General features: G+C 36.1%; 17 protein-coding genes. All 17 read right to left on the reverse strand.

What is annotated here, in order from left to right:
• Nucleotides 1–7: 7 nt before the first annotated feature.
• On the reverse strand, nucleotides 8–2,086 hold the full coding sequence (locus tag KQI85_RS04600) for a chemotaxis protein CheA (RefSeq protein WP_216574917.1): 2,079 nt from the start codon (nucleotides 2,084–2,086) through the stop codon (nucleotides 8–10).
• Nucleotides 2,087–3,223: a chemotaxis response regulator protein-glutamate methylesterase gene (locus KQI85_RS04605; protein WP_216574918.1), complete on the reverse strand. Its 1,137-nt coding sequence runs from the start codon at nucleotides 3,221–3,223 to the stop codon at nucleotides 2,087–2,089.
• A 6-nt stretch (nucleotides 3,224–3,229) separates the two neighbouring features.
• Nucleotides 3,230–3,946, reverse strand: a complete 717-nt coding sequence (locus KQI85_RS04610; RefSeq protein ID WP_216574919.1) for a flagellar brake protein — start codon at nucleotides 3,944–3,946, stop codon at nucleotides 3,230–3,232.
• A 33-nt stretch (nucleotides 3,947–3,979) separates the two neighbouring features.
• Nucleotides 3,980–4,858 carry a MinD/ParA family protein gene (locus tag KQI85_RS04615; RefSeq protein WP_216574920.1) on the reverse strand — a complete coding sequence of 293 codons (879 nt, stop codon included), beginning with the start codon at nucleotides 4,856–4,858 and terminating at the stop codon, nucleotides 3,980–3,982.
• A 1-nt stretch (nucleotide 4,859) separates the two neighbouring features.
• The gene (gene flhF, locus KQI85_RS04620) at nucleotides 4,860–6,047 is read right to left on the reverse strand and encodes a flagellar biosynthesis protein FlhF (RefSeq protein WP_216574921.1); all 1,188 of its coding nucleotides are present in this window, start codon (nucleotides 6,045–6,047) and stop codon (nucleotides 4,860–4,862) included.
• Nucleotides 6,048–8,099, reverse strand: coding sequence for a flagellar biosynthesis protein FlhA (flhA, locus tag KQI85_RS04625; protein ID WP_216574922.1), 2,052 nt, complete (start codon nucleotides 8,097–8,099; stop codon nucleotides 6,048–6,050). It abuts the gene before it with no gap.
• 25 nt (nucleotides 8,100–8,124) lie between these two features.
• A complete protein-coding gene (flhB, locus tag KQI85_RS04630; RefSeq protein WP_216574923.1) occupies nucleotides 8,125–9,312 on the reverse strand; it encodes a flagellar biosynthesis protein FlhB in 1,188 nt (395 codons plus the stop codon).
• A 43-nt stretch (nucleotides 9,313–9,355) separates the two neighbouring features.
• Entirely contained in the window at nucleotides 9,356–10,087 is a 732-nt protein-coding gene (fliR, locus tag KQI85_RS04635; protein ID WP_216574924.1) for a flagellar biosynthetic protein FliR, read from the reverse strand.
• Nucleotides 10,088–10,090: 3 nt separating this feature from the next.
• On the reverse strand, nucleotides 10,091–10,363 hold the full coding sequence (gene fliQ, locus KQI85_RS04640) for a flagellar biosynthesis protein FliQ (RefSeq protein WP_216574925.1): 273 nt from the start codon (nucleotides 10,361–10,363) through the stop codon (nucleotides 10,091–10,093).
• A gap of 17 nt (nucleotides 10,364–10,380) precedes the next feature.
• Entirely contained in the window at nucleotides 10,381–11,262 is an 882-nt protein-coding gene (fliP, locus tag KQI85_RS04645) for a flagellar type III secretion system pore protein FliP (protein WP_253293740.1), read from the reverse strand.
• Between the two features lie 16 nt (nucleotides 11,263–11,278).
• Nucleotides 11,279–11,644, reverse strand: a complete 366-nt coding sequence (locus KQI85_RS04650) for a flagellar biosynthetic protein FliO (protein ID WP_253293741.1) — start codon at nucleotides 11,642–11,644, stop codon at nucleotides 11,279–11,281.
• Between the two features lie 5 nt (nucleotides 11,645–11,649).
• Nucleotides 11,650–12,012: a response regulator gene (locus tag KQI85_RS04655; RefSeq protein WP_216574926.1), complete on the reverse strand. Its 363-nt coding sequence runs from the start codon at nucleotides 12,010–12,012 to the stop codon at nucleotides 11,650–11,652.
• A 96-nt stretch (nucleotides 12,013–12,108) separates the two neighbouring features.
• Nucleotides 12,109–13,287 (reverse strand): flagellar motor switch phosphatase FliY, encoded by a 1,179-nt coding sequence (gene fliY / locus KQI85_RS04660; protein ID WP_216574927.1) that lies wholly within the window; start codon nucleotides 13,285–13,287, stop codon nucleotides 12,109–12,111.
• 5 nt (nucleotides 13,288–13,292) lie between these two features.
• The gene (gene fliM / locus KQI85_RS04665; protein ID WP_216574928.1) at nucleotides 13,293–14,270 is read right to left on the reverse strand and encodes a flagellar motor switch protein FliM; all 978 of its coding nucleotides are present in this window, start codon (nucleotides 14,268–14,270) and stop codon (nucleotides 13,293–13,295) included.
• Nucleotides 14,271–14,325: 55 nt separating this feature from the next.
• A complete protein-coding gene (locus KQI85_RS04670; RefSeq protein ID WP_216574929.1) occupies nucleotides 14,326–14,850 on the reverse strand; it encodes a flagellar basal body-associated FliL family protein in 525 nt (174 codons plus the stop codon).
• 16 nt (nucleotides 14,851–14,866) lie between these two features.
• On the reverse strand, nucleotides 14,867–15,664 hold the full coding sequence (locus KQI85_RS04675) for a flagellar motor protein MotB (protein WP_216574930.1): 798 nt from the start codon (nucleotides 15,662–15,664) through the stop codon (nucleotides 14,867–14,869).
• Nucleotides 15,657–16,472, reverse strand: a complete 816-nt coding sequence (locus KQI85_RS04680; RefSeq protein ID WP_216574931.1) for a motility protein A — start codon at nucleotides 16,470–16,472, stop codon at nucleotides 15,657–15,659. The genes KQI85_RS04675 and KQI85_RS04680 overlap by 8 nt, the downstream gene beginning before the upstream one ends.
• Nucleotides 16,473–16,476: the final 4 nt, after the last annotated feature.

Consider the following 16,476-nt stretch of genomic DNA (forward strand, 5'->3'; position numbering starts at 1 on the left):
CCCCCATCTATACTAATACATTGGCATCTACAATAAGTGCGACTTCACCATCACCAAGAATTGTAGCACCACTGATAATCTTGTTAATGTTAATGAATTTACCAAGTGACTTGATAACTATCTCCTGCTGGCCAATTAAGCTGTCTACAACAATACCTGCCTGCTTGTCACCTTTTGTAACAATAACAACTGTAAGACTTTCTCCATCTTCTTTCTTATCAGGTACATCAAGTACATCTGCGAGTCTTATTAATGGAATTACTGTACCACGAAGGTGAATAACCTCTTTAGTCTGAACATACTTAATATCACTTACAGGTACATCTTCAATTGTCTGTATTGAACCTAGTGAAATTGCATATTTTTCATTACCAACTTCAACCATAAGTGCCTGTATGATAGCAAGTGTAAGTGGAAGTCTTATAATGAATGTACTTCCTTCACCGTATGTTGTCTTAACTTCAACATCACCACCAAGTGCCTCTATCTTAGTCTTAACAACATCAAGTCCTACACCTCGTCCGGATACATCTGATATCTTCTCTGCTGTTGAGAAACTAGGTTTGAATAATAAGTCTACAATTTCTTTATCAGACATTCCTTCTGCCTGTTCCGGTGTAATTGTTCCTTTTTCTATTGCTTTATTTCTTACTTTTTCAATATCAATACCGTTACCGTCATCTCTTACTTCAATAACAACATTGTTACCATCCTGATATGCATCTAAGAAGATTGAACCAACTTCAGGTTTTCCTCTCTCTGCTCTTATCTCTGCACTCTCAAGTCCATGGTCTGCTGAGTTTCTTAACAGATGCATAAGTGGATCACCAATCTCATCAATAACTGTTCTGTCAAGTTCTGTATCTTCACCACTCATATACAGTTCCATTTTTTTATTAAGTTTTTTACTTAAGTCACGAATCATTCTAGGGAAACGATTAACAACACTTTCAATAGGAACCATTCGTACTTTCATTACTGATTCATGAAGGTTAGTTGTTACTCTTTCAAGATATTCTATCTGTTCATTAAAGCCCTGTGTATTATGTGCGCTGTCTGATGCACTTACTGATACAAGACCATTCTTGGCTATAATAAGCTCACTGACAAGATTCATTAATACATCAAGCTTTTCTATATCAACTCTGACTGAACGGTTAACAACAGGTTTTGATGTAGCAGGCTTTCCTGTCTGTGCTGTCTTTGCTGCAGGCTTTGTCTCTTTAGCCTGTGTTGCAGCAGGTTTTGTCTCTTCATGCTTTTCTTCTGCTTTTTCTTCTCCTTCAACTTTAACTGTCTTAGGATCTATTACAACTCCTTCAGCTGATTTTATCTCTGATACTTCTTTTATCTTTGCAAGTACATCTTCAAGCTTTTCTGATGTGATAAAAAATACTGAGAAGTCAAAGTCAAATTTTTCATCTTCAATATCCTGTGTTGATGGAACTGATTTTACAATCTCGCCACATTCTTCAAGAGCTTTAAATACTAAAAATGCTCTTGCTGCTTTTAGTACACATGTCTCATCTACATGCACAACTATTGAATAGACATTCAAACCTTTTTCCGTTGCTTCGTCAAATGCGTGTTTTTCATATTCTGATACTACTATATTAGAAAGATCAACTGCCTGTTTATCTTCTTTTGCAGGTTCTTTCTCTTTTGCAGGTTCTGAATCAGATACCATAGGATCTCCATCTTCTTTACCTGCAAGTGTGTCATTAAGTTCTTTTATAATAGCTTCATTATCTTCAGTTCCTTCATCTGCTGTCTCCTGGATAATACTAATATATCCTTCAATAGCATCAAGACACTGAAACAATACGTCTACCATTCCGGCTGTTACTTTAAGTTTACCATTACGAACTTCTGAGAATACATTCTCCATGTCATGAGTAAGTCGCTGCATTCGCTTAAAGCCCATGGTTCCCGCCATACCTTTTAGAGAATGTGCTGCCCTGAATATCTCATTAATTGTGTCTGTGTTCTCAGGTTCCTTTTCCAAAATAAGAATCTGCTCATTCAGATTCTGTAAATGCTCTTTAGATTCATCTAAAAAAATCTCCAAATACTGACTAATATCCATTTAACGTACCCCCACGTTCTTAGTTATTGAACCGGCAATCTCACCTAATGCTCTAACTTCATTAGAAAGACCGGCTTCTGCAACATTTTTTGGCATTCCATAAACTACACATGTTTCTTCATTCTGGGATATTACATATACATTCTTGCTTTTTTTAAGCTGCTTTATTCCTGATGTTCCATCTGCTCCCATTCCCGTAAGAACAACACAGGTTATATCATCAAAACCTGATTCCGTCAAAGATTCGTACATAATATCTGCGCATGGTTTCAATCCGCCTCTTGCAGGCTCATCAGTTATGACTATCTTATGAAGTGAACCTGATTTTGCAATTCTCATCTGTGATCCACCAGGTGCTATGTATACACACCCCTTTTCAATAACATCTCCATGAGCCGCCTCTTTAACTTTTACCTTGCTAAGGTCGTTAAGTCTTGATGCTAATGATGCTGTAAATCCTTTTGGCATATGTTGTACAAGTACAACAGCCGCATCAAGATTAGCTGGCAGATAGGGAATAACATCCTGCAGTGATTTTGGTCCTCCTGTTGATGTTGCAAGAGCAACTATCTTATTTTGGTTACTCTTAACTCCTCTATATGATTCTGCCTTAAAAGCTCCCGGAGCTGTCCTTGGTCTTTGAAGTGATGATATTCGTGCCGTCTGTTCAGTACTCTTCGTTGTGTCACGAGGTCTTTCTTTGTATGTAGTATATGTCTTAGTTCTGTTAGACGATGATGAAGCGACTTCTATTATCGACAAAAGCTTCTCTTTAAACGAATCACTTTTTGTCTCGATGAAGTTCTCTGGTTTTGTAACAAAGTCGAACGCCCCAAGTTCAAGTGCTTTTATCGTCTCTTTTGCATCTTTTTTAGCAACAGTACTAACTACTACAATTGTCTGTCGGATTCGTCTCTTTTGTAACTGTTCTAACAATTCAAGTCCATTCATCTTTGGCATATTAATATCCAGAAGAATTACGTCATATTTGTTAGGATTTGCAACAATAAGGTCGAAACCTTCAAGACCATTCGAAGCTATATCAGCAACCTCATAACGAATATCTGACTTTATTATATCAGATATTACTCTTCTCATGAGTGCAGAATCATCAATTATAAGAAGTTTTTTAGACATTTTGCATCACACCTTTCTATTTTTCCGTTTTTTTCTCTCTTCTTCGAATATATATTTGATAATTATCTCTCTTTCATTACCGTTTATTGTCATATATTCCATTCTGTGTTCATAAAACCCTGATCTGTTTATAACAGACACTGAAGTCAAAATATTACCAACTATTCCAATATTATATTCTATTCCAAGGTAGTTAACTGTCAAAATACAATAAAGTTGTACACCAGGTTCAAGCTGTTCTTTCGACACAAATTTCATTCCACCACCACTTATATCGACAGTTGTTCCGTTTACATAATTTTTTTCTTCCATTGTTCCTGAAATAATACCATTTTGCTCATATTCTTCATATTCTTCTTCTGAAAACGGTTTATATTTTATGTCTAAAAGTGTCTCCATTCTATAATATTGCCTTCTCTGATGCTTTTCTGGCTCTGAGAGTAATTCAATTTCAAACAGATATACATTATTCTCCTTATATCTATCTGATATAACTGCTTTGCACCTGTACATTCCAAGCGTTGAATACAGATACAGTTCAAATCTCGTTCCTGTTGCAAGCAATACCAGTTTGTTATTATGTATAGGCATTGCACAAACTAATCTGTCATTACTTATAATGTCATATATTTTACTTGGATAGGATACATCTGCGTCCTCAAGCCTTGCTTTTTTAATTACTATATCTATTCTGTTTCCAACTGACACGACCTTTGAAAGCATATCCTCACCTCCTGTATCTGTTAATAATTAATTCTAATAACCTCTTTTTGTCATAAAATACTTAGAGAACAGAATCTCCATTCTATTGTTATTTTGTGACTCTTTCACTTCTCCTGATAACCTTTGTGCCACTCTCTTATATGAACGTGAAGCTAATGATTCCGGATATTCTATCGTAACCGGAACCTGTTTCATTATTGCTTTTGGTATATGATTATCATAAGGTATATATCCGAGATAACTTAACTTAATCTTAAGAAATCTCTCAGTTACTGAATTCAGTTTTTCATATATAAGATTGCCTTCTTTTTCACTATTTGCTTTATTACATAATACTTTTATATCGGCATTATCTTTATTATAATTCTCATTAATTGAAAGTGTCTTCACAAGTGCATACGCATCTGTTATTGACGTAGGTTCAGGTGTTGTTATCAGTACAATCTCATTACTTGGAATCAGAAAATCAACAACTGCATCCGATATCCCTGCGCCTGTATCAATCATAAGAATGTCGCATGCTTCTTCTAACTCTTTTATTCTATTTAAGATAAGCATTCTCTCATGACTATCTACATTTAACAGTTTGACTATTGCTGAACCACCTGAGATAAACCCTACATTCTCATATCCTTTAGTTATAACTTCACTGAGTTTCTTTCCTTTAAATAAAAAATCCGAGATAGTATATTGTGGATATATTCCAAACATTACTTCTATATTAGATAGTCCAAAGTCGGTATCAAGTATGATAACTTTCTTGCCCATTCTGCTAAAGTTAATCGCCATATTAAGAGCAATACCAGTCTTTCCTGCACCGCCTTTTCCACTTGTGACTGCAATAATCTTACAGCCTGTTTTGCTGTCTGTTTTATCTTTAATAAGGGTTCTTAATCTCTCAGCCTGATCCATACTATTCATTTCCTCCAAGTAACTGTTTTGCTATTGCCTGTGCATCAAGCTTCTTAATATCTTCCGGAACATTCTGTCCAAAAGTAGTATAAGCTACCGGAAGTTTTGAATACATAACTATGTTAAGAATATCTCCAACGCACCCAGTCTCATCAAGTTTTGTAAATATAAGTCTTAACTCACCAAGTGCTTTATGAACTTCTATTATACTTCGCATATCCTTTAACCTGGTTGTCGCACTAAGTACAAGGAATGGAATAAGTTCTGTCTCTGTCTCTGACTGCTTAATCGCATTATATAAATCAAGAAGTTCATTACACTGATCAAGATTCTTATGTGAACGCCCTGCTGTATCTACAAGTATCAGATCATAATCTGCAAACTCATCTATAGCTTCTTTCATCTCAAGTGGCGTATATACAACTTTTATAGGAACGCTCAGAATACTTGCATACGTTGTAAGCTGTTCTACTGCTGCTATTCTATATGTATCTGATGTTATAAGAGCTACTCTTGCCTGATTGGTAAGTTTAAAAGTTGAAGCTATCTTTGCAATTGTTGTAGTCTTTCCTACACCTGTCGGTCCCGCAAAAAAAGCTACAACCGGTTTGTCTTTGTTAAGAATTATATTCTCTGGTTCTCCTAGTTTTAATACAATCTTCTGATATACCGCAGCTAATATACTGTCAATAACTGTCTCTTTCTTAAGAGAAGTTCCAACTTCACTAATTATCTGTTCGGCATATTCAGGTGTTACTTCATTTTCTACAAGAACTTTTCTGATTAATGATAAATACTTTTCGTTTTTATTTTCTGTTTTCACCACTTTATCCTCTGCCACACTCTCTGGTTCTTCTTTTTTGTCTAAAGTTTCTACATTCTTAACCGTTTTATCTTCCTCAAGTCTGCTCCTTAACATATTATGCAGACTATCAAGCTTTTCTTCTATGGCATCTACTTTATCACTATCTGCCTCCTGAATAACAAATTTCTTCTCATTAGAAGTGTTTTCTTCCTTTTTCTCCTCCACAGCTGCGGTAATCTCGACAAAATCTTTCTTAAACATTCGAAATACGCCTCTTTGCTTCATGGTCTTAATATTAAGAACCACTGCATCAGGTCCAAGTTCATCCTTTGCCAATAATATCGCATCATTTTCTGTCGCACCTTGAAATTTCTTAACTATCATTTATGCTGTCACCATCCCCACTGATTGTAATTCTACGTCTGATTCAATCTCATTATATGAGACTACAATTAAATCTTTAAAATAATCTCCTGTAAGTTTTTTAAAGTACATTCTTACTATTGGAGAAGTTATTACTATTGGTACTTTTCCAAGGTTCTCAAGCTTTTGAGTCTCGGTCTCTACTGATTTTATAATCTTTTGTGTCTTCTCAGGATCTAATGCAAGATATGCCCCCTGTTCTGTCTGTTTAACACTCGACATAATATCCTGCTCTACCTGTGGATCAAGCGTAACAACGCTTACTGTCTCATTACTTGTAAAATATTTACTTGATATTGCTCTCTTTAGGCTCTGTCTTGCATATTCAGTAAGTACATCGGTATCTCTTGTAATCGCTGCATGATCCGCAAGTGTCTCAAATATTGTTACAAGGTCTCTTATTGATATTCCCTCACTTAAAAGATTCTGCAATACTTTTTGAATCTCACCAATACTCATAAGTTTTGGCACAAGTTCATCAATAAGTGCCTGATTTTTCTCTTTTACATTATTAATAAGATTAGATACATCCTGTCTTGTAAGAAGTTCTGCAATATTGCTTCTTATAACTTCTGTCAGATGTGTTGCGATTATTGAAGGTGGATCAACAACTGTATAACCAAGTGACTCTGCTCTCTCTCTCTGACTCTCTGTAATCCATATTGCCGGAAGATGGAATGATGGTTCAACAGTTGGAATACCTGTTATCTCTTCTTCAACGAATCCCGGATTCATCGCCATATAATGGTCAAACAAAATCTCACCTTCACTTACCTGTACTCCCTTAATCTTAATTACATACTGATTAGGATTAAGCTGAATATTATCTCGTAATCTGATAATCGGAACAACTGTACCAAGTTCAAGTGCTATCTGTCTTCTTATCATTACAACTCTGTCAAGAAGATCTCCTCCCTGATTAACATCTGCAAGCGGAAGTATTCCATATCCAAATTCAAGTTCAATAGGATCAACTGATAAAAGTGATACAACATTCTCAGGTCTTCGAATCTCATTAGCTTCTTCTTCCTCATTATCCTGTGCTTCACTCTCAATTGCCGCAATAGCCTGACTCTTATTAACAAGTACTCCACAAAATATAATAAGACCGCCAAGAGGAAGAAATACCATAAGTGGAAGAGGTGTAACAACACCCAGGAATATCATAGCACCACCTACAACAAACATAACTTTAGGTATGCTGAATACTTCCTGCACAACTGTATCTCCAAGTTCTTCCTTGTTGCCAGCCTTTGTAACAAGAATACCTGTTGATAATGAAATTACAAGTGACGGTATCTGGCTTACAAGGCCATCACCAATTGTTAATATAGTAAATTTCTCGATTGCTTCATTAGCTGAAAGCCCCATGCTTGTCATTCCCATTATAATACCGCCGATAATGTTAACTGCTGTGATAATTACACCTGCTGTAGCATCACCTTTTACAAACTTGGTAGCACCATCCATAGAACCAAAGAATGCTGATTCCTGCTGTATCTTCTCTCGTCTTCTCTTTGCTTCTGCATCGTCAATAGCACCGGTATTAAGATCTGCATCAATCGCCATCTGTTTACCAGGCATAGCATCAAGTGTAAATCTTGCCGTTACTTCCGCAACTCGTTCAGAACCTTTGTTGATAACAACAAACTGAACTATTATGAGAATAAGGAATATTACTACACCAATTACCATATTATTGCCACCAACGAACTGACCAAATGCAAGAACTACTTTACCAGGATCACCCGTTGACAGAATAAGTCTTGTTGATGATACATTCAATGATATTCTAAATATTGTTGTAAATAACAATAATGTAGGGAATGAAGACATATTAAGTACTTCTTTTGAATAAAGTACATTAAAAAGAATCATAAGTGCTATACCAAGATTAATGGCAAGCATAATATCAAGCATCCATGATGGAATAGGAATGATAAGAAAACATACTGCTGCAAGCAGATATATACCAAGTGCCAGATCTGTTTTTCTAAGATTGAATTTATCCATATGCATTCGCCCTCCTTTCCCCAGGTTACTTATTCTTAATCTTGTATACATATGCTAATACCTCTGCAACTGCCTGATATAATTCAGGTGGTATCTGTGCTCCTACATCAACATTGAAATAGAGCATCCTTGCAAGAGGTTTATTTTCAACTATCTCTACATCTGCTTCACGGGCTTTATCTTTAATCTTCTGTGCCAGATAATCTTCACCTTTTGCTACTACAACAGGTGCATTGCCATTATCCGGATCATATCTTAAGGCAACCGCAAAATGTGTAGGGTTCGTAATAACTACATCAGCTGTAGGAACTGCCTGCATCATTCTTCTGTTAGAAGCTTCCTGCATTCTTCTCCTAATCTGACCTTTAATCTGAGGATCACCCTCTGTATTCTTATATTCGTCTTTGATCTCCTGTTTTGTCATCATCATCTCTTTATGATGTTTTCTCTTCTGGTATACAAAATCAGTTATACCAATCACAAGATAAAACATTGAAATCTTAAGACCAAGCGTAATGACCATATCGCCAATCGCTTCTATCGCCTGATTAAGAGATATATTATATAATCCCTTAATCATCATAAGTTTATCTTTAATTGTTGTATATACAAGTGCCATTATTATAATAATAAGAGCAATTGATTTGGCTGTTTCAACAAGTGTTCTCATTGAAAACATTCTCTTAAATCCATTAATCGGACTTATTTTACTAAGCTTAGGCATCATCGGTTTGGCTGTCACTTTCCACTTTACCTGAACCAAATTGCCTATAAATGCGATTGCAAAACCTACTGCAAATATCGGAAGTATAATAATCGCCATCTTAAGTGTAAGAGTCCTGATTATCGCCATGCTTGTCTTAACTGTAAGTAATCCGTAATAATCATCCAGTATCTTAGGAATCATTCCATATACATAATTAAATATCTGCATACACTTTTCACCAAGTGTTCCGGCATATACTTTAAGTAATAAGAACAAGCCTATAAGCTCTATTGACTGTACCAGATCCTTACTCTTTGCAACCTGACCTTCTTTTCTGGCATCATCAAGCTTTTTACTCGTTGGTTCTTCTGTCTTCTCGCCACCCGGTCCATCTTTTGCAAAGAACTGTATATTCATAGGAACTAACAGTTTATACTGCAATATATCACTGGCTTTAATATTATTCTTATGTAAAATATCTTCTCTTACATCTGCTTCATCTTCCATACTAGTGCATTCCCTCTACTGTAAAAATAATCATCTTTTTAATCTAGTCAAATATAAAATCAGATATTACAGGCAACATTCCCGCCATAGCAAGTAATATTACAAGTCCGGCAAGAACTTTTAACTGTAAACCTATTACAAACATATTCATCTGTGGTGCTATCTTAGCAAGTATCCCAAGTATTGAATTAACAAGAAGAATTGTTGCAAATACCGGAAGTGCTATACGGAAACCTATCAAAAAATAATTAGCCGCAAAATCTATAAGATGTTCATAAAGTGAAGCTCTTATTATAAGCCCGCCAACTGGTATAACCTGATATGTATCCACTATTGCCTTTATAAGATATTGATGCATATCCGTAACAAGAAGCATTGCCATAACAAGATAATAATATAGATTACCTGTTACAGATATATTAATTCCTGTTGCCGGATCAAGTAGAGTTGCCATTGCAAAGCCCATATCCATATCTATAAAGTTACCTGCAAAATATATAACCTGCACACAGATATTACTAATCAACCCAAGAAGCATTCCAATTACTGCTTCTTCTATTACAAAAGTAGCATATTCTATAACGCCTGAATACTCGACCTTTGTATCCTGTGTCACTTGAAATACAAGAAAACTTACAACAACCGCCATAAGTATCTTAATTCTCTTAGGAACTGTCTTAGCTCCAAAAAAAGGTGCTGTACCAATGAAACTTAATATTCTTACCAGCAGCAGTAAAAAATACTCCAGGTCATATAATGTAAATGAATAATTCATACATTACTTCCCCACATATGCCCCAAAGTCAGTCCACAGATGATTAATCAAAGTAATAATATTATTAAGCATCCATGAGCCAAATATCATCAATCCAATAAATACACATATTACCTTAGGTACAAATGTAAGTGTCTGTTCCTGAATTGATGTAATAGTCTGAAAAAGACTTATAATCAGACCAACTACTAACGAGATTATAAGTAAGGGTGCTGCTGTTTTGATTATTGTCCATAATACTTCCCTTGTTATATCAATAACTAACTGTTCTGTCATCTAACTGCCCCCATTCATTAGTGAAAACTCTTTACAAGACTGCCAATAACAAGGTTCCATCCATCTGCTAATACAAACAACAGTATCTTAAATGGTAAAGAAACTGTCGTTGGCGGCAGCATCATCATACCCATCGACATAAGTGTTGATGCGACTACCATATCAATCACAATAAATGGCAGATATATAAGGAATCCAATAATAAATGCAGTTCTTAATTCACTTATCATAAATGCTGGTATAAGAACCGTTGTAGGAATCTCATTATACGATTCAACTGAATCAATATCAGCCATATCAAGGAAAAGATTAAGATCTTTTGCTCTCGTATTGTCAAACATAAATTCTCTTACTGGGTCTAATCCTGTCTCTATCGCCTGTTCAGTTGTAATAGTCCCCGCCTCAAGCGGTTTTATCGCTTCTGTATTAATCTGGGAAAAAACCGGCGACATAATAAAAAATGTTAAAAATAAAGAAAGACCCACCAATACCTGGTTAGGTGGTGCTGTCTGCGTTCCTATCGCCGTTCGGATAAAATGCATCACTATTACAATTCTTGTAAATGAAGTTACCATTATAAGAATTGAAGGTGCAAGTGATATGACTGTTAAAAGAAGGAGTATCTGTAAAGTACTCGTAAGGCTGTTGCCTTTTGAACCTGTATTAATATCGATAGATAATCCAGCGCCGGAGTCATTAGTCTCATTCTCCGAATCAGTCGCTGTCTCACCTGTTGCCCCTCCTAATATATCAGTTATTACATTGGTTAACCCATCATCCGTTACGCCAGTTTCAGACGCATACGCATCACCAACAGTTGCCAGAAAAAGAACGAGAACTGTTGACATTAAACATATCATTTTAGAAATTAGTCTTAATATTTTGTGTTTTTTTACCATCGTTCTATCATCCTGTCTATTTCTTTAATTTAACATCTTTGAATTTGTTTAGTATCTCTTTAAAATTATCATTTTTCTGGTCATTCTCCTGCAATACAAGTTCCTGTGCATCAAGTTCGCCTATAGTTGTAATGGTATCCTTGCATACCGCAATAAGAAAATATTTACTGCCAACCTGGACTATCTGCAGGAACTTGTTATTGCTGATTCTCATTGACTCAATCAACTTAATATTGCCCTGAGTCATCTGATTCTTCTGGTAATTTCCAACTAACCGGGTTGTCAGATAAGTTATCCCTAACACAATAATAAATACTATTATTGCACCGATTAGCTGGAGAATACTATCAAACGAATATACAAGTTCTGCACTAATCATCATATTAATTAACCAATTACTTTCTTAACTGCTTCAAGAACTCTGTCTGGCTGGAAAGGTTTTACTATGAAATCCTTAGCTCCTGACTGAATTGACTCTATAACCATTGCCTGCTGACCCATTGCTGAGCACATAATAATCTTAGCTCCCGGATCACTTTCTTTGATTTTTTTAAGTGCCTGAATTCCATCCATCTCAGGCATTGTGATGTCCATGAGTACAAGGTCTGGTTTTGTCTCTGCATATTTCTCAACTGCTTTTGCTCCATTCTCTGCCTCGCCAACGATGTTATATCCATTCTTACTCAGGATATCCTTAATCATCATTCTCATAAAAGCTGCATCATCACAAACTAATATGTTCTTTGCCATAATATCTCTCCTATCGTGTTATAATTTCAACTTTCATAGTACTTATTATACTACATTTGGTACTAAATTCCTATATTTTTCTTTTAATTTTTTTAATTATTTTACAATTTCCGTTATTCTAACGCCAAAACTCTCCTCAATAACAACTACTTCGCCCTTTGCAACATACTTGCCATTGACAAGAACATCGACTGTTTCACCTGCTATTTTATTAAGTTCGACAATCGTACCTGGTGCAAATTCAAGAATCTCTTTTATAGATTTGCTTGTTCTTCCAAGTTCTACTACAACTTCAAGAGGAACATCCATAATAAGACCTATATTCTCCTGCTGCTGAAGTGGTGATGTACCTGCGTTAAATGATTGGAACTGTGCCTGCTGTACATTGACATCTCCCATCGGCATATATGGATTACCCATATAAGGTGCTCCCATATAAGGATTCATCATAGGCTGTCCCATCTGTGGATTCATCTGTGGTTGTCCACCCATAGGCATCTGCCCCATCTGTGGCTGTGCCATCTGCTGACTCTGAGCCGGTGCTGGTGCTGGAGCCGGTGCTGGTGCTGGAGCCGGTGCTGGTTCCGGTGCCGCTGATTCCTGACTTCCAGTAAATACTTCAAACAGACTCTTTGCAAAATCAAGAGGATAAAGCTGCATAATCTCACTATCTACCAAATCACCAATGACCATACGGAATGCAACCTTAACAAACTTGCTATTAAGAAATTCCGGTATTCCGTCACCTATATCTTCATTAAGATCCACTACTGATGCAACCGGTGGACTAATATCAATCTTTTTCTTTAACATTGAAGAAAGTGATGTCGCTGCTGAACCCATCATCTGGTTCATTGCTTCTCCAATGGCACTTAAGTGAAGTTCACCAATAGGTTCATCACTTGCCTGACCAATACCACCCATCATAAGATCTGTGATTATCTTAACATCACGTTCTCTAAGTACTAATACATTATTACCTTCTATACCTTCTCTATAATTAATCTGAAGAAATACGCAAGGTCTGTCATAAGAAGATGCTAATTCCTCCCAATTAGTTACAGATACTTTTGGTGTCGTAATTGTTACTTTCTGATTAACAAGAGAATACAATGTTGTAGCGGCAGTTCCCATACTAATGTTAGATATCTCACCGACAGCGTCTTTCTCTTCTTCAGACAATTCATCTGAAACTCCAGCCGAATCAGAAGATGATGAGTCTGCGCCACCATTAAGTAATGCATTTATCTCTTCTTGTGATAGCATACCATCCATTTTCTCTACTCCTCTCTGATTATTGATGTAAGTCGTACAGCGTAATTATCGTCATAAGAACCTGGTAACGCAACAAATTTACGAATATTTCCTACGAAAATATCTAATTCGCTTCCGACATCTTTATCCAGTTTAATAATGTCTCCTGGCTGAAGATTAACAAAATCACTAACTGCAATACTGCTTTTACCAAGAACAGCTTTAACCGGAATCTGAGCCTTACTGATAATCGACTCAATAGCTTCCTCATAATTGGTATCATCTTTCTCCTGCATAGTTGAGAACCAATATTTGGTATTCAGTTTATCCATTACAGGTTCAAGACACATAAATGGGAGACAGACATTCATAAGTCCTTCAACTTCTCCAACTTTAATATTAACTGTTATAATCGCAATCATCTCTGAAGGTGATATAATCTGTGCAAACTGTGAATTAGTCTCTATTTTCTCAAGTCGTGGCTCAATTGCCACAACATTCTTCCATGGTTCTCTCAAAAGATCAATCCATATATTATACACTCTTTCGATTATTGTTAATTCAATCTCTGAAAATTCTCTCGTCTTATCAAGTGGCTTTCCCTGACCACCAAGCATCCTGTCTACGATTGCAAAGCCAAGATTTGAATCAAGCTCCATAACTATATTGCCTTTTAATGGTGAAAAATTAACAACACCAAGTATTACGGGATTGGCAAGTGCATTAGAGAATTCTGAATATGCAACCGCCTCTGAATTCATAACTTCAACCTGAACTGCTTTTCTAAGATAAGCCGGAAGTGTTGTTGATAACAGTCTTCCAAAATGTTCAAATATAATCTCAAGCGTTCTTAAATGCTCCTTCGAGAACTTTGCCGGTCTTGCAAAGTCATAATTTTTAACTTGCTGCGCTTTTGTATCATTCATTTCTTCAACATCAAGTTCACCTTTGCTGAGAGCTGCCAGCAAATCATCAATCTCATTTTGCGATAAGACCTCGCCCATTCGTCCTCACCTCCATTGTCTCAAGTTCTAACTTCTGTGCTTATAACTTTTAAGCTTACTGTAATGTAAAGCTCTTAAATGTTACTTTATAAATCATATCAGAACCATCAAACAGCTCATTTTTGATCTGTGATAACAGTTCATCTAAGAATGCCTGATTATTAGCTACAAGTTCTTCCTTAGTATATGTAGAAGCAACCTGTATTACCTTATCCTGAATAAGACTCATTGCTGATGTTACAAGAGTATTCTTCTTAGCATAATCTTCTGAATTCTTATTAAGTGACAAGGTTATTACTACTACCATATAATGGTCTTTGCCATCTGTACTTGGCTTTAAGTTTACTGTCATTGCATTACCATCACTTGCAGTAACATCCACAGTTGCAATCTGGTCAATTGCAAGACCTGTCTCTTCTTCTTTACCACCGGCTTCAAGATCTACCATCTCACATATTTTATCAATAAGATTGTTCGTCTTCTTCATTGATGGAATAACTGCAAAGGCGAGAATACTTGTCATAACAAGATTAATAATGACAAATGCCAGTATTAATACGTTTAATATACTTTTCTTCATAAGCCTCTCCTATCTTTTAATTTGAATATTCATTATAGACTTTGATTTCAACCCTACGATTTAAACGTCTGCCTTCAACAGTATCGTTTGATGCAATAGGTACATATTCACCACGTCCTGAATATTTTATATAATAAGGATCAAATCCCTTATCAGCAATTAAATATCTGGCAACACTAAGTGCTCTAACTGATGATAATTCCATATTATCGGCAAAATGGCTATTAGCTATCGGCACATTATCAGTATGTCCTTCAATCTCTATAATTCTCTCATTGTATTTAGTAAGAATTACTGCAATCTTATCAAGCAGTGGTACTGCTTCAGGTTTTAATGATGCACTTCCTGAATCAAATAAAAATCCACCTTTTAATGTCAATGTTACACCCTGTGAATCAAATTCAACGCCAACTTCTTCACCTATATTCTGACTGTCAACTTCTTTTTGAATCTCGTCTGCCATACTCTCAGATGCTTCTACCTTCTGTTTCTTTACTTCTTCCCATTCATCAGATTCCGTTGCATCTTCTGTTATCTCATTCATACCTATATCTGTATAAAACTCACTTAATTCATTGAGTTCACTTACACCGTTAGAGATTAACATTCCATCACCAACAGCTGTTGCTCCTCCTGACATTATGCTAAAACTGGCTGCAAGAGATGCTGCAATTTCCTGAAACTTTTCTTCTTCAACTGTAGACATTGAGAAAAGCAATACAAAGAAACAAAGAAGCAGATTCATAAGATCACTAAATGTTGACATCCATGCTGCTGCACCTTTAGGTGCGTCTTCCTGTTTCTTTCTAGCCAACGTTCTCACCTCCGCCTTCTTCTTCGCCTTCACCATTTTCCATAGATTCACGCTGCTTTGGTGACAAGAATGATTTCAGTTTTTCTTCAATTACTCGTGGGTTTTCACCAGCCTGTATTGATAAAAGACCTTCTATCATAACTTCCTTTACCATAACTTCAGCTTCATTATTAGCTTTTAATTTAGTTGCGATAGGTGTACCTATCCAGTTAGCAAGCATTGAACCATATAATGTTGTTAAAAGAGCAACTGCCATATTAGGACCGATCGTTGATGAATCTTCAAGGTTCTTTAACATATTAACAAGTCCAATCAGTGTACCGATCATACCCCAGGCAGGACCCATAGCAGCTATGTTCTCCCAAAATGCTATGTATTTCTTATGTCTTCCTTCTATACATGTTAACTCTGTTTCCAGAATTGCTCTTACAAGATCAGGATCTGTACCATCAACTACAAGAAGAATACCTTTTTTAAGGAACTTATCTTCTATTCCACTTGCCGCATCTTCAAGTGCAAGAAGACCTTCTTTTCTTGCAACATTAGACAGATTGATTATATTACTTATAGTCTCATTCTCATTATTCTTAACACCTTTTATTGCAAGTGTTATACTCTTAAGACCAGAGATATAGTCATTCATTGAATACATCGCAAGAACTGATGCGAATGTACCACCGATTGTGATAAGTATTGATGCCGGATCGATGAAGTTACCAAGAGCGGCAAAACCAAGATCACCCGATACAATACCGAATATAACCATACCAAAACATACTATCAAACCAATTATTGTAGCTAAATCCACTTAA

It is taken from the genome of Falcatimonas sp. MSJ-15, from assembly GCF_018918265.1.
Lineage (GTDB): Bacteria > Bacillota > Clostridia > Lachnospirales > Lachnospiraceae > Falcatimonas.